General features: G+C 71.2%; 19 protein-coding genes. 6 read left to right on the top strand and 13 right to left on the bottom strand.

From position 1 onward, the window contains the following. Positions 1-93 precede the first annotated feature (93 nt). Positions 94-741 (bottom strand): metal-dependent transcriptional regulator, encoded by a 648-nt coding sequence (locus MRBLMI12_RS08170; RefSeq protein WP_363355523.1) that lies wholly within the window; start codon positions 739-741, stop codon positions 94-96. A gap of 51 nt (positions 742-792) precedes the next feature. Beyond that, the gene (locus MRBLMI12_RS08165) at positions 793-2,283 is read right to left on the bottom strand and encodes an Nramp family divalent metal transporter (RefSeq protein ID WP_363355521.1); all 1,491 of its coding nucleotides are present in this window, start codon (positions 2,281-2,283) and stop codon (positions 793-795) included. Between the two features lie 302 nt (positions 2,284-2,585). On the opposite strand from MRBLMI12_RS08165, the gene MRBLMI12_RS08160 reads away from it, so the two are divergent. Beyond that, positions 2,586-3,242, top strand: coding sequence for a TrmH family RNA methyltransferase (locus tag MRBLMI12_RS08160; RefSeq protein WP_363355519.1), 657 nt, complete (start codon positions 2,586-2,588; stop codon positions 3,240-3,242). 10 nt (positions 3,243-3,252) lie between these two features. On the opposite strand, the gene MRBLMI12_RS08155 is transcribed toward MRBLMI12_RS08160, so the two are convergent. From MRBLMI12_RS08155 to MRBLMI12_RS08145, 3 genes are all read right to left on the bottom strand, one after another. Then, on the bottom strand, positions 3,253-4,476 hold the full coding sequence (locus MRBLMI12_RS08155; protein ID WP_363355517.1) for an NAD(P)/FAD-dependent oxidoreductase: 1,224 nt from the start codon (positions 4,474-4,476) through the stop codon (positions 3,253-3,255). Next, positions 4,473-5,534, bottom strand: coding sequence for a semialdehyde dehydrogenase (locus MRBLMI12_RS08150; protein ID WP_363355515.1), 1,062 nt, complete (start codon positions 5,532-5,534; stop codon positions 4,473-4,475). Before MRBLMI12_RS08150 ends, MRBLMI12_RS08155 begins: the two co-directional genes overlap by 4 nt. 96 nt (positions 5,535-5,630) lie before the next feature. Continuing rightward, positions 5,631-6,950, bottom strand: a complete 1,320-nt coding sequence (locus MRBLMI12_RS08145) for an MATE family efflux transporter (RefSeq protein WP_363355513.1) — start codon at positions 6,948-6,950, stop codon at positions 5,631-5,633. Between the two features lie 164 nt (positions 6,951-7,114). Between MRBLMI12_RS08145 and MRBLMI12_RS08140 the strand changes: the two genes are divergently transcribed. The 3 genes from MRBLMI12_RS08140 (at position 7,115) to MRBLMI12_RS08130 (ending at position 11,379) form a co-directional block, all read left to right on the top strand. Then, positions 7,115-9,079 (top strand): M13 family metallopeptidase, encoded by a 1,965-nt coding sequence (locus tag MRBLMI12_RS08140; protein ID WP_363355511.1) that lies wholly within the window; start codon positions 7,115-7,117, stop codon positions 9,077-9,079. Positions 9,080-9,143: 64 nt separating this feature from the next. Next, entirely contained in the window at positions 9,144-10,055 is a 912-nt protein-coding gene (locus MRBLMI12_RS08135) for a serine hydrolase (protein WP_331906246.1), read from the top strand. Between the two features lie 211 nt (positions 10,056-10,266). Beyond that, positions 10,267-11,379: a 5-methyltetrahydropteroyltriglutamate--homocysteine S-methyltransferase gene (locus MRBLMI12_RS08130; RefSeq protein ID WP_363355509.1), complete on the top strand. Its 1,113-nt coding sequence runs from the start codon at positions 10,267-10,269 to the stop codon at positions 11,377-11,379. Between the two features lie 392 nt (positions 11,380-11,771). On the opposite strand, the gene MRBLMI12_RS08125 is transcribed toward MRBLMI12_RS08130, so the two are convergent. The 4 genes from MRBLMI12_RS08125 to MRBLMI12_RS08110 are packed head-to-tail and all read right to left on the bottom strand — an operon-like array spanning position 11,772 to position 15,421. Next, positions 11,772-12,719: a VOC family protein gene (locus tag MRBLMI12_RS08125; protein ID WP_363355507.1), complete on the bottom strand. Its 948-nt coding sequence runs from the start codon at positions 12,717-12,719 to the stop codon at positions 11,772-11,774. A 40-nt stretch (positions 12,720-12,759) separates the two neighbouring features. Then, the gene (locus tag MRBLMI12_RS08120; RefSeq protein ID WP_363355505.1) at positions 12,760-13,926 is read right to left on the bottom strand and encodes a 4-oxalomesaconate tautomerase; all 1,167 of its coding nucleotides are present in this window, start codon (positions 13,924-13,926) and stop codon (positions 12,760-12,762) included. Next, a complete protein-coding gene (locus MRBLMI12_RS08115; protein WP_363355503.1) occupies positions 13,913-14,629 on the bottom strand; it encodes a 4-carboxy-4-hydroxy-2-oxoadipate aldolase/oxaloacetate decarboxylase in 717 nt (238 codons plus the stop codon). The genes MRBLMI12_RS08120 and MRBLMI12_RS08115 overlap by 14 nt, the downstream gene beginning before the upstream one ends. A gap of 36 nt (positions 14,630-14,665) precedes the next feature. Then, the gene (locus tag MRBLMI12_RS08110) at positions 14,666-15,421 is read right to left on the bottom strand and encodes a PIG-L deacetylase family protein (protein ID WP_363355501.1); all 756 of its coding nucleotides are present in this window, start codon (positions 15,419-15,421) and stop codon (positions 14,666-14,668) included. A gap of 146 nt (positions 15,422-15,567) precedes the next feature. On the opposite strand from MRBLMI12_RS08110, the gene ligM reads away from it, so the two are divergent. Beyond that, positions 15,568-16,974 carry a vanillate/3-O-methylgallate O-demethylase gene (gene ligM, locus MRBLMI12_RS08105; RefSeq protein ID WP_363355499.1) on the top strand — a complete coding sequence of 469 codons (1,407 nt, stop codon included), beginning with the start codon at positions 15,568-15,570 and terminating at the stop codon, positions 16,972-16,974. Between the two features lie 110 nt (positions 16,975-17,084). Further along, positions 17,085-17,945: an IclR family transcriptional regulator gene (locus MRBLMI12_RS08100; protein WP_363355497.1), complete on the top strand. Its 861-nt coding sequence runs from the start codon at positions 17,085-17,087 to the stop codon at positions 17,943-17,945. 70 nt (positions 17,946-18,015) lie between these two features. Here MRBLMI12_RS08100 and MRBLMI12_RS08095 read toward each other — a convergent pair whose 3' ends face one another. The 4 genes from MRBLMI12_RS08095 to MRBLMI12_RS08080 all read right to left on the bottom strand — a co-directional run bounded on the left by MRBLMI12_RS08095 (position 18,016) and on the right by MRBLMI12_RS08080 (position 23,531). Then, positions 18,016-19,638 carry a tannase/feruloyl esterase family alpha/beta hydrolase gene (locus MRBLMI12_RS08095; protein WP_363355495.1) on the bottom strand — a complete coding sequence of 541 codons (1,623 nt, stop codon included), beginning with the start codon at positions 19,636-19,638 and terminating at the stop codon, positions 18,016-18,018. A 311-nt stretch (positions 19,639-19,949) separates the two neighbouring features. Next, entirely contained in the window at positions 19,950-20,735 is a 786-nt protein-coding gene (locus MRBLMI12_RS08090; protein WP_363355493.1) for an NAD(P)-dependent oxidoreductase, read from the bottom strand. An 11-nt stretch (positions 20,736-20,746) separates the two neighbouring features. After that, positions 20,747-21,676, bottom strand: coding sequence for an IclR family transcriptional regulator (locus tag MRBLMI12_RS08085; protein ID WP_363355491.1), 930 nt, complete (start codon positions 21,674-21,676; stop codon positions 20,747-20,749). A 487-nt stretch (positions 21,677-22,163) separates the two neighbouring features. Then, on the bottom strand, positions 22,164-23,531 hold the full coding sequence (locus MRBLMI12_RS08080; protein WP_363355489.1) for an aminomethyl transferase family protein: 1,368 nt from the start codon (positions 23,529-23,531) through the stop codon (positions 22,164-22,166). Positions 23,532-23,732: the final 201 nt, after the last annotated feature.

Genomic DNA, 23,732 nt, shown 5'->3' with positions numbered 1-23,732 from the left:
GATTTCGGGACACGAGGGGCGGATTTCGGGACACGAGCGACCCCGGACTCCGGATGCCGCGCAACAGCGCTGCTGGCGGGGCCGCGCGAGCGCTCAGGCCTCGGGGTCGACGCTGAGCCACACGGCGTCGGCGGCGGCGCGGGGGAGAGTCACTTCGACCTCACCGATCCGCAGGGCTGCGGCGGACGTCACCGTCACCGTCGCGCCGACCGCGACGCCGGCCGACTCGACGGCCCGCAGCAGCTCCGGGTCGCGGTCGCTGACGCGGAGCACCCGACCGGTGTGACCGGCTGACGCCCCGCCGAGCACGACGAAGGGTTCACGGTGGACGTGGCCCGCGGCATCCGGGATCGCATCGCCGTGAGGGTCGAAGCGCGGGCGCCCGAGACGCTTGTCGATGCCCTCGAGCAGACGGTCGCTGATCGCGTGCTCGAGCACCTCGGCCTCGTCGTGCACCTCGTCCCACGCGTAGCCGAACTCCCGTACCAGCCACGTCTCGATGAGCCGGTGGCGGCGGATGATCGCGGCCGCGCGGCGCTCGCCGTCGTCCGACAGGGCGATGGGACCGTACGGGCGGTGGGTGACGAGCCCCTGCGCGGCGAGCTTCTGCACCATCTCGGTGACGCTCGACGGCGCCAGTCCCAGTTCGGCGGCCAGCTGCGACGGCGTGATGCGGTCGTCCTGCCACTCGGTGTGGTGGTAGATCGTCTTGAGGTAGTCGTCGACGGCAGGAGAGGCCACGGACTCAGGGTACCGGGCTCCCTCGTGCTGCTTCAGGCGCGAGGTCGAGGCTCACGCCCCCGACAGGACGAGGAAGAGCAGCACGCCGTTGAGTGCGATGAGGAACACGGATGCCGCGATGCCGGCGATCGTCGTCCACACCCGGTTGCGGAACCCGCCGAGGATCTCGCGGTTCGCGGTCAGCGCCACCAGCGGCACCAGCGCGAACGGGATGCCGAAAGACAGCACGACCTGGCTCAGCACCAGCGCCACCGTCGGGTCGAAGCCGATCGCGAGGATCACGAGCGCCGGGATGAGGGTCACGAGGCGGCGGGCCAGGAGCGGCACGCGGATGTGCAGCAGACCGTGCATGATCTCGGCGCCGGCGTAGGCGCCGACCGACGTGCTCGCCAGCCCGCTCGCCAGCAGTCCGACGGCGAACAGCGTCGCCACCAGCGGACCGAGCCCCGCATAGAGCGCCGCGTACGCGCCCTCGAGCGAGTCGGTGCCCGGCACGCCGGCCAGGTTCGCCGCGGCGAGCAGCAGGATGCAGAGGTTCACGGTGCCGGCTATGAGCATCGCGATGGAGACGTCCCACTTCGTCGCGCGCAGCAGGCGCCGGGTCGGGATGCCGCGCAGCTCGGCCAGCGTCGCGTCGGGTGCGGACCGGTCGCTGAGCGCAGCCCCGTAGGCGGGCGGAGCCGCAGGACCCGTGGCGATGTCGGTGTCGGGTTCGGTGTCGGTGTTGGTATCGGTGTCGGGTTTGGGGCGCGCGCCGTCCGTTTGGGGCGCACGCCGTGCGCCCCAAGCAGACGCCGTGCGCCCCAAACCCGGGAGGTTGCCCGGCGTGGGCGTCTGCGCGGGCGTGGCCGGAGCCGGAGCGGAGGCGACGCGGGGCGCGAAGCGGTCGCGTGCCAGCGCGCTGTGCGCGTAGATGGCGTGCGGCATGATCGTCGCGCCGAGGATCGAGGCGGCCAGCAGCACGGAGTCGGTGCCCTCGAAGCGCGGCACGAGACCGGCCACGACGCTGGCGCCGTCGGGCGGCGCGACGAAGACGCCGAACGAGAAGCCGATCGCGATGATGGCGAGCAGCCCGATGATCACGAACTCGAACGGCCGCGGGCCGCGGCGGGACTGGATCAGTAGCAGCGCGATCGACACGGTGCCGGTGATCACGCCGCCCCACAGGAGCGGGATGCCGAACAGCAGGTTCAGTGCGACCGCGCCGCCGATCACCTCGGCGATGTCGGTCGCCATCGCGACCAGCTCGGCCTGCAGCCAGTAGGCGCGGCGACCCCACTTCGAGCGGATGCGGCCGCCGAGGGTCTCGGGCAGGCTCTTGCCCGTGACGATGCCGAGCTTGGCGGAGAGGTACTGGATGAGCCAGGCCATGACGTTGCCGAGCACGACCACCCAGACCAGCAGGTAGCCGTAGCGGGCGCCGGCCGTCATGTTGCTGGCCACGTTGCCGGGGTCGAGATACGCGACGCCGGCCACGAGCGCAGGACCGATCAGCCACGCCAGGCGGGGCAGCGAGCGGCGGCTGGTGGTGGCGGGCGGCATCCTGACAGCGTCGGCAGTTTTCGGCACACCGAAACCATAGCCGTTTTTCGGTGCACCGAAAAGACAGTTCCGTCGTTGAGCGAGGGAGCGTCGGCGACTAGACGAAACGCGGTGATCGGCTTGATTCCGGTCGTTGAGCGAGGGAGCGTCAGCGACCAGACGAAACGCCTCGGGCTTGCGAGAAGGGCCGGGGGTGTTTCGTCTCTGCGTTTCGACTCGCAAGCTCGCTCAACGGCCACGTTCCTCGCTCGCTCAACGACCGGATCAAGCCGCGGCGGGGCGGGCGCGGATAGCCTGGGCCGGTGACCCCGCCCGCGCCGACCTCTCCCGAGCCCGCCGAGCCGGCAGAACCGACGCTCCCGGTGGGCGTCGGCCCTTGGCCGGGCGGGCCCGACGCCTGGCCAGACGACCCGCGGTACGACCTCGAGCTGCTGGCGCGCGGCGACGCGCGCAACGTCGTCGACGCCTACCGCTACTGGACGATGGACGCCATCGTCGCCGACCTCGACACACGCCGCCATGCGTTCCACGTCGCGATCGAGAACTGGCAGCACGACATGAACATCGGCTCGATCGTGCGCAGCGCCAACGCGTTCCTGGCCGCCGAGGTGCACATCATCGGCAAGCGCCGGTGGAACCGCCGAGGGGCGATGGTCACCGACCGCTATCAGCACGTGCGTCACCACGAGACGGTCGAGGCGTTCGTGCAGTGGGCGGATGCCGCATCCTTGCCGGTGATCGCGATCGACAACGTCGAGGGGTCGAAGCCCCTCCCGGCGGCCGATCTGCCGGAGGCGTGCGTGCTGCTGTTCGGTCAGGAGGGCCCGGGGCTCTCGCCCGAGGCGCTGGCCGCGGCATCCGCCACCGTCCAGATCGAGCAGTACGGCTCGACCCGCTCGATGAACGCGAGCGCCGCCGCGGCCGTCGTCATGTACGAGTGGTGCCGACGCTGGGCGTGACCCGCGGCACTCACGCCGCCTCGGTGCTCACGGCGGGGCGTGAGGCCGACCGTGTCCCGACCTGAACGGCGTGCACGCGTCCGCGGCGCGGGGTGACGGCGAAGTGTGCGAGGTCGGACACGACCCCGGCCGCGCGAGCCCGCGAGGGCATGAAGCGCAGGAAGAACACCAGCCGCAGCAGCCACGCGAGCGCACCGGTGAACGGCACGCCGTACAGCTCCGAGATGCCCCGGCCGTAGCCGAACGAGGCCGCGCGGCCCAGCCCTCGATACGTGAAGGCCCGGGGCGTCTTTCCGCTCAGTCGCCGTGCGATCGCGCGGCCGATGTGATCGCCGCCCTTGATGGCCCACAGCGCGTTGGCCGGCACGGGTTCCCGGTTCCTGGGGTGCTCGACGCGTGCACCGTCGCCGGCGGCCCACACGCCGTACCTGACGGCGAGCGTGCGCTGGGTGCGCAGGCGTCCCCGCTCGTCTCGCCACGGATCGAGCCCCGGGAGGTACACGGGACGCTGTCCGGTCGCCGCAACGACGGTCGCAGTGGCGAGGGTCGTACCGTCGGACAGCACCGCCGTCGTCGGCGTGACCTCTGCGAGACGCGCGCCCGGCATCACCCGCACGCCCAGGCGGTCGAGCTCCTTCTCTGCACGCGCCACCAGCCCCGGCTGATCGGACCACTCGCCGAGGATCCGGTTCCCTGAGTGCACGAGGGTGACCGGATGCCCGCGGTCGGCGATGGCCGCGGCGAGCTCGGCCCCCGCGATCCCGCCCCCGGCCACGACGACGGGCGATCCCGGAACCGTCCCGAGATGGTCGGCGAGTGCGGCGATCTCGTCAGGGCCCCGCAGCGTGCGGCCGTACTGCTCGAGCCCGGCGACCTCCGACGCCGGTTCCTTCGCTCCGGTGCCCACCACGAGGTGATCGTAGGTCAGCGCCTCGACCGGGTTCTCGCCGCACCGGTACGACACCGATTGGTGGACGGTGTCGATGCTCAGGGCCCGGCCGCCGATGATGCGGGCCAGCGGCATCGCCTCCGCGAGGGGAGTGGCGACGCGGTCGGAGTCGATCATCCCGGCGACGAGCTCACCCGTGAAGCCGTGGAACCGGTGCGCGTGATCGGCCGAGATCACGACGATCTCGAGGTCGCCGCGGCGGACGTCGCGCGCACGGCGCCGCACGAGCGTCGCATACGCGTGCAGGGTCACGTAGCCGCCGCCGAGGAGCACCACACGGGTCATGCGATCACCGCCGAGTGCGCCTCGAGTGCGACGGGTCTGCCGAAGCTCGTCGGCTCGGCGGCGTGGAATCCGAGTCGACCCAGGCCGCGGGCCCGCTCGCGGACGGCGTCGACCTGCTCGAGTGTCGGATTGCCCAGCGAGAAATGGCCGGAGTGGCCGGAGAGCGCGAGGATCGCCGTCTCGGCGAAGCAGGCGTACGAACGGCCGTCCGGCAGGCCGATCTCGCCGCCGGTGAGGCGGAGGCTCGGGATCGAGACGATGCCGCCGTCGACGACGAGCACATCGGGCCGGGCCGACGCGAGAGCGGGCGACGTGTTGCGCGGCTGCGTGGCGTCGAGCACCACCGCACCCGATGCCAGGTGCTCCGGACCCAGGAGCGTGTCGGCGGATGCGGTGAGCAGCACGACGAGGTCGGCATCGCGGACCGCGTCGATCGTCTGGGCGACGTCGACGTCCACGTCGTCGGCGATCGCGGCGGCGAGCGCCTTGAGCCGCCCCTCCGTGCGCGCGATGAGCGTCAGCCGGGCGCCGGCGCTGTCGCGGGCGAGCAGCTTCGTGACCGCGGTGCCGACGCTGCCGGTCGCGCCGACGATGGCCACGTGCGGCCGCGTCGTCCGTGAGGAGACGTGAGGCAGCAGCATCCGGATCTGATCCTCCACGATCGCCGCCGTGAAGGCGTTCCCGTTCGTCACGGCGATGTCGGTGCGCTCGCGCAGCGTGAGGCCGCCGCCGGTGACCGTCGCGGTGAGCGCCCCGAGGCCGACGACGTCGGCGCCGAGAGCCGCGGCGCGGTCCACCGCACGACTCACGCGGCGCCGCCCCTCCTCGATGTCCGACAGCAGGTGACGGGCGCCGAACGGGACCAGCACGACGTGGCCGACGCGCTCCCCGCCGATCTGCACGCCCGCCATGGTGACCGGCGGGAGCGGCAGGCGGCGCAGGGCCGTGTCGTAGACGCGCTCGGGCACGAGCCCGAGCGGCCGCCAGGCGCGCGCGAGATCCTCGCGCAGACGTGCGCGGGGGTGGACGGTGAACGCGAATGCGCCGGTCTCGGACATGTCTGCTCCTCCTGGCGTCGCCGCGTGCGCGCCATGCGAGCAAGGAGCTGTCAGCGGCGGCGCTGATACCGTCCGTCCGGAGGAAGGGTGCCGGTGTCAGGCGCCCGCGGTCAGCCAGGCGGATCCGCGCACGCGCCAGCCGAGGGTGATCAGGCGCGCGAGCATGTAGACGCCGAAGAACGACAGCGCGAGCCAGGCGAGCCCCGCCGCACCGACCGGATGCAGCACCGCCACGAGCACCAGCGCGGGGACGAACGGCACCAGGTTGAGCACCCCGACGAGGGCGAGGTACTTCGCGTCGCCGGCGCCGATGAGCACGCCGTCGAGCACGAACACCACGCCGCAGACGGGCTGGGCGACGGCGAGCACGATGAGCGCCGGCTGCACCAGCGCGGCGATGCCGGGGTCGCCGGTGAACAGCAGCCCGATGACGCCCGACAGTGCGCCGATCAGCGCTCCGGTGATCACGCCGAACCAGGCGCCCCACGCCACCGTGCGGCCGAGCACACGGCGGACGAGCCCGGTCTCCTCGGCGCCGAGTCCCTTGCCGATGAGCGCCTGAGCGGCGATCGCGAGCGCGTCGAGCGCGAACGCCGCGGTGGAGAAGATGGTGAACGCGACCTGCCAGCCCGCGAGCTCGACCGTGCCGAGGCCCGTCGCGACCGCCACCGTCGCGAGCAGTGCGACCCGCAGCGACACCGTGCGCAGGAACAGCCAGCCGCCCGACCGCGCCGAGCCGCGCACCCCCTCGCGCTGCGGGCGGATGGATGCCTCGTGCCGGCGCGCGAGCCGCCCCACGACGACCGCGTACGCGGCGACCATGCCCCACTGCGCGAGGACGGTGCCGACGGCGGAGCCCGCGATGCCCCACCCGAAGCCGTAGATGAACGCCCAGTTGAGGACGGCGTTGGCGCCGAAGCCGAGCCCCGCGATCCACAGCGGCGTCACCGTGTCCTGCATGCCGCGCAGGAGCCCGGTCGCGGCGAAGACGACCAGCATGGCGGGCAGGCCCCACATCGAGATGCCCAGGTAGATCTCGGCCTGCTGGGCGACCTCGGGCGTCGCGCCGAAGAGCCCGACGAGCGCAGGCGTGGCCGCATAGCCGACGAGCGCCAGCACGGCGCCGATGCCGAGGGCGAGCCACATGCCGTCGATACCGACCGACACGGCGCGAGACGGGTCGCCCGCGCCGAAGCGGCGGGCGACGGCCGGCGTCGTCGAGTAGGCGAGGAAGACCATCAGACCGACGATGGTCTGCAGCACCGCGGAGGCGATGCCGAGCCCCGCGAGCGGCTCGACACCGAGGTGCCCGACGAGGGCGGAGTCGACGATCAGGAACAGCGGCTCGGCGATCAGGGCGCCGAGCGCCGGCACCGCGAGCCGCAGGATGTCGCGATTCAGGGTGTCGGTCGTCACCCTCCGAGCCTAGGAGGCGCCGCCGACGCCGGCCGCACGCTCCGACGCCGGCCGCACGCTCCGACGCCGGCCCTCGGCATCCGTCATCATCACAATGCGGTCACAGCCTCAGATCGATGCCTCGCCGAGGATTCGCACACCTGGGGGCGGTTACCCTGGAACGCATGACCGACGCCCCCCGCTCCGGTCTCGCGCTCGAGGAACTCAGCGCCGAGATCCGCCCTCAGGACGACCTGTTCCGCCACGTCAACGGCTCGTGGCTCGATCGGACCGAGATCCCCGAGGACAAGGCGAGGTGGGGCTCGTTCCACCTCATCGCGGAGCAGGCCGAGAAGGACGTGCACGCGATCGTCGAGGAGTCGCAGCAGGCCGAGCCCGGCACCGAGGCGCGCAAGATCGGCGACCTCTACACGAGCTTCATGGACACCGAGCGCATCGAGGCGCAGGGTGCGGCACCCCTCGCCGACGTGCTGGCGCGTGTCGACGCGGTCGCCGACATCCCCGGCTTCCTCCGCACGATCGGCGAGTTCGAGCGCGAAGGCATCGCGGCGCTCATCCACCTCTACATCGAGCCCGACCCGGGCAACCCCGAGCGCTACGTGCCGTTCTTCATCCAGGGCGGCCTCTCGCTGCCGGACGAGAGCTACTACCGCCTCGACAACTTCCAGGAGACCCGCATCGCCTTCCGCGCGCACGTGCAGCGGATCCTGGAGCTCGCCGGCGTGGCCGAGGCCGAGGCATCCGCCGATCGCATCGTCGCGATCGAGACCGAGATCGCCACGCACCACTGGGACAACGTCGCGAGCCGCGACGCGGTCAAGACCTACAACCTCAAGACGTGGGACGAGGTGCAGGCGCTCGTCGGCGTCGACCTGACGCCGTGGCGCGAGGGCGCGGCCGCCGACCACGCCGATGCGTTCGCCGAGATCAACGTGTATCAGCCGAGCTTCTTCGAGGGCCTCGGCGCCCTGCTCGTCGAGGAACGCCTCGACGACTGGAAGGCATGGCTGCGGTTCACCGTCGTGCACTCGGCGGCGCCGTTCCTGTCGGACGAGTTCGTCGCCGAGAACTTCGGCTTCTACGGCACGCAGCTCACCGGCGTGCCGGTCAACCGCGAGCGGTGGAAGCGCGGCGTCAGCCTCACCGAGGCCGCGATGGGCGAGGCGATCGGCCGTGTCTACGTCGAGCGCCACTTCCCGCCGGCCTCGAAGGTCGCGATGGACGAGCTGGTGGCCAACCTCATCGAGGCCTACCGCCAGTCGATCTCCGAGCTCGAGTGGATGACGCCCGAGACCCGCGAGCGCGCGCTCGCCAAGCTCGACGCCTTCACCCCGAAGATCGGGTACCCCGTGAAGTGGAAGGACTACTCGGCGCTCGAGATCGACGCCGAGGACCTCGTCGGCAACGTCCGCCGCGCCCACGTGTGGGAGCACGACCGCCAGCTCGCCAAGGTCGGCCAGCCGATCGACCGCGACGAGTGGTTCATGACGCCGCAGACCGTCAACGCGTACTACAACCCGCTGATGAACGAGATCGTGTTCCCGGCGGCGATCCTCCAGTACCCCTTCTTCGACGCCGAGCGCGACGCCGCGGCCAACTACGGCGGCATCGGCGCGGTCATCGGCCACGAGATCGGCCACGGCTTCGACGACCAGGGCAGCCGCTTCGACGGCGACGGGTCGCTGCGGGACTGGTGGACCGATGACGACCGCGCGGCGTTCGAGGAGCGCACCAAGAACCTCATCGCCCAGTTCGACGCCCTCGTGCCGCAGGGCCTCGCGCCCGAGAACACCGTCAACGGCGCGCTCACGATCGGCGAGAACATCGGAGACCTCGGCGGTCTCGGCATCGCGATCAGGGCCTACGCCCTGTCGCTGGGCGATGCCGACGCGCCGGAGCTGGACGGTTTCACCGGCATCCAGCGACTGCTGCTCAGCTGGGGACAGATCTGGCAGCAGAAGGGGCGGGATGCCGAGACCATCCGCCTGCTGACGATCGACCCGCACTCGCCCAACGAGTTCCGGTGCAATCAGATCGTCCGCAACGTCGACGCGTTCTACGATGCATTCGGAGTGACGCCGTCGGATGGCCTCTGGCTCGACCAGGACCAGCGCGTCACCATCTGGTGATGGCCGGGCCGCGTGCGGCCCGTTCGCCCCGCAACAACATCAACGGGAGGGAAACTCCGTGGGCATCGAGCCCAGAAGGGACGCCGAGTCGCTGCGGGGGGCGCGACGGAGCACCGGCCGGCGGCTGCCGAAGAGGGCGGCTGCCGGACGTCGTTCGTTCACGTCGACGCTGAAGGCGCTCGACGATCTCGCCGCATCGGGCGCCAAGATCTCGGTGCGGATCACCGATCTCGACCGCGGCACATCCGTGCTCTCGGGCGATGACTTCGTCACCCTGCCGGTGGCGGGGCTCGGCGTGGTGCCGCTGCTCATCGAGGTGGCCGCGGCGTTCGAGTCCGGGCGGCTCGAGCCGCTCGAGATCATCGACCGCGCGCAGCTCGAGCCGGTCGGCGTCGGGGGAGTGTGGCAGCACCTGAAGGCGCCCGCTCTGCCGCTGTCCGACCTCGCGGTGCTCACCGCGTCGACCGGTGACGCCATGGCCGCCAACGCGCTGCTGCGGCGGGTCGGCCTGCCGGCGGTGCGCGCCCGCATCGAAGACCTGGGGCTGTCGCGCTCCGCGCTCCTCGACCGCTTCCGCGACGAGCGCGGCCCCGACGACGCCCCGCATTTCGCGCTGGGCTCGGCCCGCGAGCTCGCCGAGGTCTTCGCCGCCCTCGTCAACTCGCAGGTCGTCTCGCCGAGCGTGAGCGCGCAGGTGGCCGAGTGGCTGAGCCTCAACCACGACCTCTCCCTCGTGGCATCGGCGACCGGCCTCGACCCGTTCTCGCACGAGAACGACGAGCACGGTCTCCTCTTCATCAACAAGACCGGCCGGGATGCCGGGGTCCGCGTCGAAGCGGGGGTCCTGGCCGGTCCCCGCGCCGGCGTGTCGTACGCGCTCATCGTGTGCTTCGACGACCTGTCGATCTCGCATCGCCTGCGGGCGCACGAGGCGTTCCGCGTGCTCGGCACCGACCTCATGGAGTACGTGTTCTGACGCGGGCGTCCTCCCGACGACCGGCGTCGCGCCGGGCGCGGCGCCGCACCGTGAGACCACAGTGGCGGGACGAGACCGCGGGGTTCTCCCACGGTCTCGTCCGTCCGCTGGGGTCTCGCGGCCGGGCGTCATCGGGAGCGGCCTGGCCGCGGGCGTCCTTCCGTGACGCGGGGTTTCCCTACGTCCGGAGGCATCCCGTACCATCGCAAGGGTGTCAACACCGCCGTTCCGCGCCGACATCGTCGGCAGCTTCCTCCGTCCCGCCGAACTCGCGGAGGCCCGCCGCCGCTTCGCCTCCGGTCAGATCGACGCCGACGCGCTGCGCATCGCGGAGGAGACCGCGATCGCCGAGCTCGTCGTGCGCGAGGCCGACGCCGGCCTGAAACTCGCGACCGACGGCGAGTTCCGCCGCTCGTGGTGGCACTTCGACTTCTTCGGCCTGCTCGACGGCGTCGAGATCGTCGAGCTCGATCACGGCATCCAGTTCCAGGGTGTGCAGACGAAGCCGCGGGGCATCGAGGTCACCGGCAAGATCGGGTTCAGCGACACCCACCCGTTCCTCGACCACTTCCGCTCGCTCAAGCGCCTGCTCGAGCGCACCACCGGCGCAGTGCCGAAGTTCAGCATCCCGGCGCCGACCGTGCTCGACTTCCGCCTCGAGCCGGGGCATCTCGCCGGTTCGGGTTACGACGGCCGCGACGACATCGTCGACGACCTCGTCCAGGCCTACCGCGACGCCGTCGCCGCGTTCTACGAGGCGGGCGCCCGCTACCTCCAGTTCGACGACACCGCCTGGGCGTACCTGTGCTCCGACGTCGAGCTCGAGAAGGCCCGCGAGCGCGGCATCCACACCGACGGCATCGCCGAGCGGTACGCCGGCATCCTCAACCGCATCCTCGACGGCAAGCCCGACAACCTCGTCGTCACGACGCACGTCTGCCGCGGCAACTTCCGCTCCACCTGGATCTCGTCGGGCGGGTACGAGCCGGTCGCCGAGCAGCTGCTGGGCAACACCGCGTACGACGGCTACTTCCTCGAGTACGACAGCGAGCGCGCGGGCGGCTTCGAGCCGCTGCGCTTCCTGCCCGAGGGCGACAAGACGGTCGTGCTGGGCCTCATCACGTCCAAGAGCGGCGAGCTGGAGGACGTGGATGCCGTCAAGAAGCGCATCGACGAGGCATCCGCGTTCGCGCCGCTCGAGCAGCTGGCGCTGAGCCCGCAGTGCGGCTTCGCCTCGACCGAGGAGGGCAACGTCCTCACCGAGGACGAGCAGTGGGCCAAGGTGCGCGAGGTCGTCGACATCGCCGCCGACGTCTGGCGCTGACCGCTCGCTGCTCTCAGTTTCCCGGGTTCGGGGCGCATGGCGTGCTTTCGGGGCGCGCAGGGCACGCCCCGAACGGACGTGGTGCGCCCCAAACCCCGGATGGACCAGGACAGCGGCGCCCCGGAGCGAGGGCGGCGTCAGCGACCCGGATCTCGGTCGGCGGCAATGCAAAGCCGGTCGTTGAGCAAGCGAGGAACGAGCGAGACGAAACGCGCCGCACCTGGCGCAGACGAGCGGCTCGGGGCGTTTCGTCTCGGTCGCTGGCGCTCCCTCGCTCAACGACCGGGGCTTTCGGTCGCTGGCGCTCCCTCGCTCAACGACCGGGGCTTTCGGTCGCTGGCGCTCCCTCGCTCAACGACCGGGATGTTCCGGTCATTGAGCGAGACGAAGCGTCAGACCAGCGGGGTGCCGTGGGTGTGGAAGGTCTCGATCGTCTTCATGCCCCAGGCCTGGCCCTTCTTGCGCTCGGCCTCGGACCACTCGACGACGGGCTGATCGGGGTCCAGCAGCAGGCGGGCGCCGGCCTGGGCGAACTCGATGCGGTTGCCGCCGGGCTCCCAGACGTAGAGGAAGAACGTCTGGTTGATGGCGTGCTTGTGCGGGCCCGACTCGATGTGGATGCCGTTCTCGAGGAAGATGTCGGCGGCCTTCAGGATGTCTTCACGGGTGTCGGGGGCGAAAGCGATGTGGTGCAGGCGGTTGCCGTGCTTGGTCCAGTCGTCGGAGTACACGACGTCGTACGACTTCAGCGAGAAGTGGAACCACCACGCCGCGAACCTCCCGTTGTCGAGCCGGATGCGCTCCGACTCGCGCATGCCGAGCGCGTCGCGCAGGAACTCCCCGTTCGCCTCGACGTCCTTCGCGAGGTAGTTGATGTGGTCCAGGCGGCGGGCGTTCACGCCCCGGCCGGGGAAGCGTGAGGCCTGGTTCTTGAGCGCCGGCCTGTCGTCGGTGGCGACGTAGCGCTCGGCCTCGTAGAAGATCGCCATCGCGTGCCCGTCGGGGTCGGTGAACCCGTACGTCGGCCCGCAGCCCACGTCGCCCTCGGTCCATCCGGTGCCGTGCCCGGTCGCCTCGATGGCGGCGACGCGTCGCTCCAGCGCCTGCGGCGACGACGCGCGGAACGACGTGCGGCCGACGCCGGCGGCATCCGACGCGGTGAGCTTGATCGTGTACAGCTGGTACTCGTCCCAGGTGCGCAGGTAGATCGAGTCGCCGTCCTCGGCGACGACGCGCATCGCGAGGAGCTCCTCGAAGAACCACCGGCTCTCCGCCGGCTTCGGGGTCAGTAGTTCGACGTGGGCGAGGTGGGCGACGTCGAACGAGGTGTCGGCGGTCATGGGGCGTCCTCTCTGACGTGTTCGGGTGTCTCGGGTGCGATCAGCGGCGCGGTCGGGGGAAGACCATGCCGTCGAAGAGCTTTCGGGCGGTGCGGAGCGAGAACGACGTGGCCCGCCACGTGCCGTCGGGGTCGCGCGTGACCTCGACGCGCGACGGGAAGGTGCCGCTGGGGTGCTCGACGGGGGTCTCCTCCCCGGTGAGCGGGCCGGCGATGTCGTGCCCGACGGCACCGGGGATCCTGAGCGCTGCGGCGACGGATGCCGCCATCAGCACGCCGATCGCCGTGTGCACGCGGGCGGGGATGAAGGCGCGGGTCGAGATCGCGCCGCCGTCGCGGGGCGGCGAGAGCAGGATCATCTTCGGCACCGTCTGCCCGGCGACGTCGCCGAGCCCCATCAGCGGACCGGCGCCGAGCCGCACGCGCTCGATGCGGCCCGCGAGCGCATCGTCGGCCTCCAGCGCCGCGGGCGGCTCGGAGCCGTCCACGCCGAACTCCTCGCCGCGCAGCAGCACCACCGGCATCCCGTTGTCGACGAGGGTGACCGTGTGGCCGTCGATGTCGTCGGAGGCGCGGCCGGTCGGAAGGAGCGGCTTATCGGCCCCGCCGCCGACCTCCAGCTCGATCGCGGATGCCGTGCCGGGGACGCCGTCGATGGCCGCGTCGCCGTCGTACTCGGGGCGCCCGTCGATGGTCGCGAACCCGGCGGTGGCGATGTCGCCGGTGTTCAGCAGCCGGATGCGGACCGTCGTGCGCTCCCCGGTCGCGGGGACGAGGCCGCGCTCGACCGCGAACGGTCCGATGCCGGCGAGCAGGTTGCCGCAGGTCTGTGCATCGCCCACGGTCGCGGCGTCGACGCCGATCTGCAGGAACAGGTAGTCGACGTCGATGCCCTCCACCGCGGAGCGCGACACGATCGCGACCTTGCTGGTGAGCGGGTGCGCGCCCCCGATGCCGTCGATCTGGCGCGGGTCGGGCGACCCCATGATCCGCAGGAGCAGGTCGTCGCGCGCTGCGGGGTCGCTCGGCAGGTCCGAGGCGAGGAAGTACGCCCCCTTCGAGGTGCCGCCGCGCATGAGCATGCAGCGGATGCCGTCGCGCACCGCCGCCGCGACCGACGGCCCCGTCGCAGCCGATCGCCCCGTCGCAGCCGATGGCCCCGTCGCGACCGATGGCCCCGTGGCGACCGGCGGCTCAGCCGCGTCCACGGTCCTGCGCCTCCCAGTCCGCCTGCGTGAGGTACTCGACGCCGAGGTCGGCCAGGAGCGGCCGCAGCCCCTTGCGGTCGAGGCTCAGCTGGCCGCCGCGGTAGGCGTCCCGGTCTGCCTCCTCCTTCGCGAGGCGTGCGTCCGCCGCGGCGAGCGCCGCGTCCGCGCCGCGGCGCGGGACCCGCAGCACGCCATCGTCGTCGGCGACGATGACGTCGCCGGGGGCGACCGTGACCGCACCGAGGGTGATCGGCACGTTGACCGAGCCGGGCGTGGCCTTGACGGTGCCCTGGGCGAAGACGGCCGCCGACCACACCGGGAACCCCATCGCCCGCAGCTCCGCGACATCGCGCACACCGGTCGTCGTGACGAGCCCGCGTACACCTCGGGCGTGCAGGGCGGTGGCGAACAGCTCGCCGAACGCCCCGTCGATCGACGGCGACGTCGTCGTCACCACCAGCACATCGCCGGCGCGGCACTGCTCGACGGCCGCGTGGATCATGAGGTTGTCGCCGGGGTGACACAGCACGGTGACGGCCGTGCCGGCGATCCGGACCCCCTCCTGGATGGGACGGATGCCGGCACCGACGAGTCCGGTCCGGCCCATGGCCTCGTGCACGGTCGCGACGCCGTGCACGCCGAGCGCGTCGGCGGTCGCGGCATCCGCACGGGCGATGTCGGTGATGACCACCGGACCGCTCATGACAAGGTCCATCCGCTCATGACAAGGTCCATCCGCTCATGACAGCACCTGGGTGACCTGCGGGAAGTGCCGCATGTAGGCCTCGCCCATCGTGTCGTGGGGCAGGCCCAGGTTCGGGCCGGCGTTGCGCTTGAGCTGCACGCCGCGGCGGGTCGCGAGGTCGGTGTAGTACGACCACATGTGCTTCTGGGCGGGCAGGCACTCCATCGCCGCGCGCTTGCGCGGGAACGCCTCGGTGATGTCGAGCAGGACGTTCGGGGTGAAATCGCACTGCTCGGGCTGGTGCGGCTCGAAGAAGAAGACGGGCGGGGCACCGATGATGTCGTCCTTCGAGGGGTAGCTGCCGTCGGAGTTCGCCACGCCGATCGCCTGCGCCAGCACGCGGGCGTCGAGCGCCATGCGCGCAGCCGCGGGGTGGTCGCCGTTGTACGGGTCGCGGAGCGTGTGCGTCAGCACCACCGTGGGCTGCACCCGCCGGTACAGGTCGACCAGGCGCGCGACGGCCTCGCGCGACTCGACGAGCGGGTAGTCGCCCAGGTCGAGGAATTCGATCTCGGCTCCGAGAGCGGATGCCGCGGCCTCGGCCTCGTCGCGGCGGATGCGCTTGATCTCGTCCAGCGACTTGCCGTCGAGCCACTGGCTGGCCGACTCGCCCCGCTCGCCGTACGACAGGCAGGCGACCACCGCGCGCTCGCCGCGGAGGGCCGCGGCGGCGATCGCGCCGCCTGCCCGCCAGACGAAGTCGCCGGCGTGGGCGCTGACGACGAGGAGCGTGTCGGCAGTGTCTGTCATGGGGCCAGCGAATCACACCCATGGCGAAATGGTCAACAAATTGTCTACAATTGTGGCGACCAAATACCTCTGGACGTAGGTATAGCGGACACGTAGCATCGCGCTCAGGTCACCCCGGAACACTGGACGAGGAAGTCGAGGAACTCATGGCGAGCAATCTGCAGGAGCTCATGGAGCAACGGGGGAGCGTGGTCGACATGCTGCGGAACTCGCAGCTCGGCACCTACATCTACCCCGTCGTGCCCGCGGAGTTCACGAACTGGCGCCGCGAGCAGAAGGCCTGGCGCGAGACGGCGGTGCTCTACGACCAGACGCACCACATGGTGAACTTCTTCATGACCGGCCCCGACGCGCTGAAGCTGCTGTCGGACACCGGCATCAACTCGTTCGCGAACTTCCCGGTGAACACCGCGAAGCAGTTCGTGCCGACCTCGTCGACCGGCGGGGTGATCGGCGACGGCATCCTGTTCCACCTCGCCGAGGACGAGTACGTCTACGTGGGCCGCGCGCCCGGCGCCAACTGGCTGCAGTTCCACGCCGAGACCGGCGGCTACGACGTCGAGACCCGCTACGACGACCGCTCGCCGTCGCGGCCGTACGGCGAGGCGGTGACGCGGGAGTTCTATCGCTTCCAGATCCAGGGCCCGAACGCCTGGCCGATCATCGAGAAGCTCGCGGGCCGCGAGGTCGAGCAGGTGCGGTTCTTCCACATGGGTGAGCTCGAGATCGCCGGGGAGCACGTGCGCACGCTCCGGCACGGCATGGCCGGAGCCCCCGGCCTCGAGATCTGGGGGCCGTACGCGCAGCACGGCAGGATCCGGGATGCCGTGCTCGAGGCGGGGCGCGAGTTCGGGCTCGAGCCGTGCGGCTCTCGCGCGTACTCGTCGAACACCCTCGAGTCGGGGTGGATCCCGTCGCCGCTTCCCGCGATCTACACCGGCGGAGACATCGAGCGGCGCTACCGCGAGTGGCTGCCGGCGAGCAGCTACGAGGCGATCAACGCCCTCGCCGGATCGTTCGTGTCGGACGACATCGAGGACTACTACCTGAACCCGTGGGACCTCGGCTACGGCTCGTTCGTGAAGTTCGACCACGACTTCATCGGCCGCGAGGCCCTCGAGCAGGTCGATCCCGAGGCGCAGCGCAAGAAGGTCACGCTCGCGTGGAACGACGAGGACCTCGGCCGCATCCTCACGAGCGTGCTCGACCGCGAGGGACCGGGGTATCAGTTCTTCGACCTGCCGAACGCGAATTACGGCTCGTCGAACTACGACGCCGTGATCGACGCGGACGGCAGTCACGTCGGGCTGTCTCTCTTCACCGGCATCACCGCGAACGAGAAGCGCGGCCTGTCGCTGGCGACGGTCGACAGAGACGTGCCGATCGGCGCGGAGGTGCGCGTGGTGTGGGGCGAGCCCGACGGCGGCTCGCGCAAGACCACGGTGGAGCCGCACGAGCAGATCGCGGTGCGCGCCGTGGTCAGCCCGGTGCCGTACGCCGAGACCGTGCGGCAGGAGTATCACGGCGGCTGGCGCACCGCCGGAGCGGCGTAGCCTGCGGCGCCGGTGCCGGGCGCCGGTGCCGGGCGGGTCGACAGGCTCGGTGACCAGGCTGAGCGACCGGCGGGCCCGGCATCCGTCCCCCGATCCGAAGGAGGTTCGACGTGGCACGTGGCTCGGACGGCGAGTCCGTCCTGCACAAGCACCTGCGGGTGCTGCAGGCGTTCGACGTGCTGCGCCCGTTCCTCACGCTGACCGAGATCGTGGAGACGACCGGCCTCGCCGTGTCGACCACCCACCGTCTCGTCGCCGAGCTCGAGCGGGAGGGCCTGCTCGAACGGATGCCGGACCGCTCGTACCGGCTCGGCATCCGGCTGTGGGAATTCGCGTCGCGGACCCCCGGCGCCCTCGGGCTTCGGGAACTCGCGCGGCCGTGGCTCGAGGCCGTGCACTCGCGGGTGCGTCAGCACACCCAGCTCGGGGTGCTGAGCGGGCGGGACGTGCTCTTCATCGAGCGCCTCTCGACCAGGGAGGCGGTCGTCAACGCCACCGTGATCGGCGGCCGCGTGCCGCTGCCGGTCAGCTCGAGCGGCCTGGTGCTGCTCGCCCACTCCGAGCCGGGCGTCGTGGCGGACGTCATCGCGGCCGGCTGGCCGGCGTATACGTCGGCGACCATCCGCACCGGTGAGGAGCTGCGGGCGCGGCTGCGCCGGGTGCGCGCGGACGGGTTCGCGGTCACCGACGGGCACATCCATCGCGAGTCGCGTGGCATCGCGGTGCCGATCCTCGATGCGCACGGCCTGGTGCACGCGTCGCTGGGCGTGGTCGTGCCGAACGACGACACCTCGCCGCAGGCGGCGGTCGAGCTCCTGACCGTGGCGGCGGCCGGCATCTCGCGTGCGCTCGAGGCGGCGGGCGGTGCAGGCGGACACGGCATGCGCACGCTCGCCAGCACCTCGCGGAGATCGCTGGACTACTTCTCGTCGCTCGACGCCCACACCCTCCCGTCGGCATCCGCCGGCTGATCGGCGCGAGCGAAGGCCCCGGGGGCGGACCCCGGGGCCTCCGCATGTCACGACGAGACCGCTCGCGCGATCATCCCGTCACGCAGGCGTACGAGCTCGCGTCGTCGATCGATCCGGCGCCCGAGTACTCCGGCCAGGCCGGGTACTCGCACATCGGGCGCGTGCGGTCGGCGCCCGCGTTGCCGTCGCTCGCCACGAGGCCGGACGGGGCGACGCCCTGCTCGACCCAGTCGACGATGGCGTCGAGGCCGTCGTACTGCGCCACGAACCGGCCCTGGCCGTGGCCCCAGCCCGGCACCATGTAGAACTTCGCGAACCTGTCGAGGCGCTTGCCGAACTCGTCCTGGAGCGCCTCCCAGTACTGCACCGTGTTGTGCGGCGTGATGAAGTCGTCGATGGTGCCGTGCGTCAGGATGATCTTGCCCCCGTGCGCGCGGAACTGGTTGAGCGAGACATCCGTCACGTCCATGATCTCGCCCACCTCCTGCACCCGGTCGGCGTAGTCCAGCGGATCGACCGTGTACGGGTCGAAGCCGGGGGGATCACCCGCGACGCCGTACCGCATCGTGGCCTCGAACACGGCGAACTGCAGCCCCTGCGCCTGCGCGCTGGTGCCGAAGCCCGCGAAGCCCTGGTACAGGGCCCCTTCGAGGAGTGCGCTCTTCGCGAAGATCGAGTTGCCCTCGATGTCGATGCCCAGGTCGTAGTCGGTGCTGATCTTCACCGCGGCCGCGATCTCGACATCCGAGAGGCAGGTGTCGACGGTGGCGGCATCCACTCCTGCCGGGCAGGCGAGCGACTGGATGTCGAACGCCGCGTCGCAGCCGGAGACGTTGCTGACGATCCCGTCCACGGCCCCGTCCAGCCCGTCGCACGTCGCGTAGACCGCGTTCGTGATCGTCGTCGTCTCGGCGGAGTTGAGGTGCCCGGCGCCGCCCTCGAGCTGCAGCGCGTCGCGGAAGTTGACCGCGCCCACGTGCATCATCGTGACGTTGTAGGCCGGGTAGTTCGCGATGACGCCGTCGTAGTCCTTCGGGTAGCGCGCCGCCGCGTCGAGGGCCTCGTGCCCGCCCTGCGAGCCGCCGATGAAGTACGACCACTCGGCGTCCATGCCGTAGGCCGCCTCGATGACCACCGCGGCCGCATCGTGCGCCTTCTTGACCGACCACTGCCCGTAGTTGAGGAACAGCTCCTCGTCGAGCTGGAAGGTGCCGTCGAACCCGGGTGCGCCCTGGTGACCGCCGTCGGAGCCGAGGGTGACCCAGCCCTGCGACAGCGCGGTCGGGGTGCCGGCCGGCTGAGCGGTGTAGGCGCCGGTCGCGGTGACCAGGGATCCGTCGAACCCGCCGCCGCCGAACTGCAGCGTGCGCTCGTTCCAGAGGGCGGGGAGGTTCACCTGGAACTGCATGTCCTGCGGTGCCGAGACCGCGCGGATCCAGCCGGTGACCGCGCAGTAGCTGCCGGCGGCATCCCACACCGCCGTCTCGACGTCGGCGCCGTTCGTCGGCAGGCCGATGTCCTTCGCGGGGATCGTGAGGCCGGCGAGAGACGTGCACTCGGATGCCGTGAGGGTGGGCGATCCGGCGTGGGGACCGCCGGGGGCTGCCGTGGCCGACGAGACGCCGGCCGTGAGGACGAGAGCTGCGGCGACGGCCAGCGACACCGCTGACAGCCGCCTGAACGTGGATTTCATCGACGCTCCTTCGCGTTGTGAACCGCAGTCGCCGTGGGGTCGGCGCCGTGCGTGTGCGGCGAGGATGGCATCCGCTCGCACCGGCGGCAACGGCACTTCCGTCCAATGCGCTTCGCCGTTGTGCCGGGCGGGGAATGCGAGTAGGTTGCCGAGCTCGCGTCGCGCGGGCCACGGATATCGGTCGTTGAGCGGAGGGCGCTCTGGCGCCCGAAGACGAAACGCCTGCGACCGAGCGTTCGCGTCGGGTCTGGCGCGTTTCGTCTCTCCGTTTCGTCTCGCAAGCTCGCTCGACGACCACGTTCCTCGCTTGCTCAACGACCGGAATCGTCGCGCTCGGCGACGAGCCGCTCGAACCACGCGAGCGTCGCGCGCGTCATATCGGCGGGCTGTCCCGACGACTCGAGGGCCGCCAGGGCCGCGCGCACCTCGTGCTCGCGGCGCACGGCGTGCAGGGTCGAGCCGTCGACGAGCCGGTCGACGAGCGCGGCGCCGTCGGGACCCAGCTCGTCCGCCATCTGCGCGCGCAGCCACTCCTCGGCTCCGGCGGCGCGCGCGGCGCCGAGTCCCTCGAGCACGAGCGCCGCCAGGCCCTTCATGAACACGCTCCGCAGCAGCCGCAGGCGCGCCGCCTCACCCGCGTCGCCGTCGATGACCTCGACGGGCACCTCGAACGGACCGACGCGCTCGGCGAACTGGCGGGCTCCGGTCCCGCTCGCGAGGAGCGGCGTCCGGTGCCCGGCGCGCACCACGGGCGCGAGCACCGCGACATCGGCCATCGCGAGGCCGCGGTCGGCTGCCAGGCGGGCGATGCGCTGCTTGAGGTCGGGGGCGGCGGTGTTGAGATCCGCGTAGACGGCCCCCGCGGCGATGTGCGGCAGCGCCTCGCGGGCGACGGATGCCGCGGCATGCCCGGTGACGAGGCTCAGCGCCACGTCTGCCCCGGCGAGGGCCTCGGCCAGCGTCGCGAACTGCGGCACGTCGGGGTCGCCGAGGTCGTGGGCGGGGTCGAAGGCGCGGACGTCGGCCCCGGCATGCGCCAGGCCGCGGGCGTAACGACGGCCGGCTTCACCGAGGCCGAGGATCGCGATCGTCGTCATGGCCGCCAACCCTAGAGCACCGGCGCAGACCCGGGGCGGGCGCCGGTGGCGGGGTCGGAGATGCCCGCCGCTGCCGGCGCGCCGGCGTCGTGCGGGTCGGTGTCGAGGCTCTCGAGGTACTCGAGCGAGCGGCGCGACCCGCTCACGAGCGAGCGGATGCCGTGGGTGCGCTCGTCGACGTCGGGCCGGTACGCGGCAGCGAGCTCGCGCGCGATGCCGGTGGCGGCGCGGCGCAGCAGCTCGGCGTACCCGTGGGTCGAGGCGCCGTCGTTGGGCACCACCACGCCGATCGCGGCGTACACGCTGCCGCCCGGTCCGGTCACGGGCACCGCGATGCCGCGCGACTCGGCGTGGATGGCGCCCTCCGTCACCGCGTAGCCGTCCTCGCGCACGCGCCGCAGCTGCGCGCGCAGCTCCGCGCCCGTGCGGATCGTGCGCTCGGTGTAGGGTCGCAGCCCGCGCGCGATCACGTCGTTGACGAGCGCGTTGTCGGCATAGGCCAGCAGCGCGAGACCGCTGGAGGATGCGTGCAGCGGGATGCGGCCGCCGATGAGCGTCGCGTTCACGACGGCCTCGCGGGTCGACATCCGGTCGATGAAGAGCACATCGCGCCCGCTCAGCACGCCCAGCTGCGCGTGCTGACGCACCCGTTCGTGCACGGCGCCCAGCCATGGACGCGCGATCTCGCGGAGACCGACCGCGCCCGGCGTGCGGCTGGCGAACTCCCACAGCCGCACACCGAGGCGGTACGTGCGATCGGGCAGCCGTTCGAGCAGTCCCTCGCGCTCGAGCTCGGCGATGAGCCGGTGCGCGCTCGAGCGCGGCACTCCGGCGGCATCGGCGATCTCGCTGAGCGTGAGGAACGGATGCCACGCGTCGAAGCTCTCGAGCACGCGCAGGTGCCGGTGCAGGACCGACTCGCCCGCAGATCCTCGTGCCACGGCATCCTCCTCGATGACGCCGCCATCGTAACCCCGCGGGCATCGCGGAGTTCCGTTCAGCGGAACCGGGGCGTTTCGTCTCGCTCGTTCCTCGCTCGCTCAACGACCGGGGGTGGGAGCGCGTTTCGTCTCGCTCGTTCCTCGCTCGCTCAACGACCGGGGGTGGGGGTGTTTCGTCTCGCTCGTTCCTCGCTCGCTCAGCGACCGGGGGTGGGGGTGTTTCGTCTCGCTCGTTCCTCGCTCGCTCAACGACCGGGGGTGGGAGCGCGTTTCGTCTCGCTCGTTCCTCGCTCGCTCAACGACCGGGGTGGGGGTGTTTCGTCTCGCTCGTTCCTCGCTCGCTCAGCGACCGGGGGTGGGAGCGCGTTTCGTCTCGCTCGTTCCTCGCTCGCTCAACGACCGGGGGTGGGGGCGTTTCGACTCGCTTCGCTCGCTCAACGACCGGTCGTTGAGCGAGCGAAGCGAGACGAAACGCGCCGAACGCGGCTCAGGCGTTCGCGCGATAGACCGTCCGGGCGTAGTCGTGGTAGGGCGCGGGGGCGACGGTCGCACGGATGCGCACCTGGCGGTGGTCGGCGTCCACCGAGTCCTTGCGGGAGATCGGATCCTCGCCCCAGACGACCTCGACCTCGTCGCCGTCGCGGAGCCCCACGTCCAGGGTGGCCAGCGACATGTAGAGCTGGTCGTACGCGACGTAGCCGGCATCCGTCGAGATCCCCACGCGCTCGCCGTCCTTCAGGATCTCGTCCATCTGGTACAGCCCGTAGCGGGCCTTCGGGAAGTCCAGGTACTTCGCGGGCGTGCCGGGCTCGACCTGCGAACGGACGACCGCCGCGACGTCGTCGGCGTTCCAGATCAGCGTGACCTTGCGGCGCCGCTGGTTCTCGGCGTGCTTCTCGAGCGCCTCGCGTCCGTGGAAGTCGTGGTCGAAGCGCACCGAGCGCCCGAGGCCGATGTCGAACGGCGTCATGTAGAAGTCGTGGACGTCGCTCGAGTACAGCGAGCCGGCGACCGAGCCGATGCGCGCGGCGGGGAGCCACGCGCGGTACTCCGCGAAGTCATCGTCGAACACGGCGGGGAAGGGGGTCGGCACCCAGCCCGACTCCAGCGGCGACGACGAGTACGCCTTCGCTCCGACACGGCGGATGTCGTGCTCCTCGCCCGCCGTCATCAGCGCCTCGAGCACGATCTCGTTGTCTTCCCAGGGGCCGTAGAACTCGAACCCCGGCTGTCCGGCCATGCCGTGGCGGAGCGCCTTGACCGGCCGCCCGGCGATGGTCACGTCGCCGATGTGGAAGAACTTGATCTCGGGCGCCGGCCCGCCGAACACCTTCTCCATGACGAGGTCGGCGTGGGGGCCCTGCAGCTCGTAGCGGTAGAAGGTCGGCGGTCCCTGCCGCATGTGCGAGTTGGCCTCGAGGCGGTACCGGACGTCCTGGCCGGCGGACTGCGCCTTCTCGACGTTGAACCGCACCCAGTCGATGAGGATGTGGTGCCCGATGAGCACCAGCCCCTCGGGGCCCTCGGAGTTGTAGAACAGGATGCCGTCGCCGATGAGGTAGCCGTCCTGGTTCACCGAGATCAGCTGCTTCGCGACGCCGGGACGGAACGTCGCGAACGTGTTGGGCGAGATCGAGCTCAGCAGCGGGATGAGGTCGGCGCCGTCGAGGAACAGCTGCGTCATGTGGTGCGACTGGTCCATGAGCGCGACCGACGTGTTCCAGGCCCGCTGCTCGTCGCGCCAGTTCGTGAACTCCGGTGCGACCGGGAATGTGAATGCCGGCCAGTTCTGGTTGCGCAGCAGTTCCACCGCGCTGCCTGCGCGATCGATCGCCTGGGCGAGTGTCTCGGTCATCGTCGACCCTCCTTCGTTTGTTGCGGAAGCTGCGGTCAGCGTAAGAGCTCCTTCCGGTGGCTTGTCCGCGCTGTTCCGTTGAACGGAATCGGATGCCGCATCCCCCGGTCGGGCGGGCCAGCATCGAATCGCAGGGTCACGGTTGCGAAACTTCACACCAAAATCGTTGACAATCTTTCCGGGGATCCGTAGCTTTCCCAG

The organism is Microbacterium sp. LMI12-1-1.1, from assembly GCF_040676455.1.
Lineage (GTDB): Bacteria > Actinomycetota > Actinomycetes > Actinomycetales > Microbacteriaceae > Microbacterium.
This window is presented reverse-complemented; position numbering and strand designations above follow the sequence as displayed.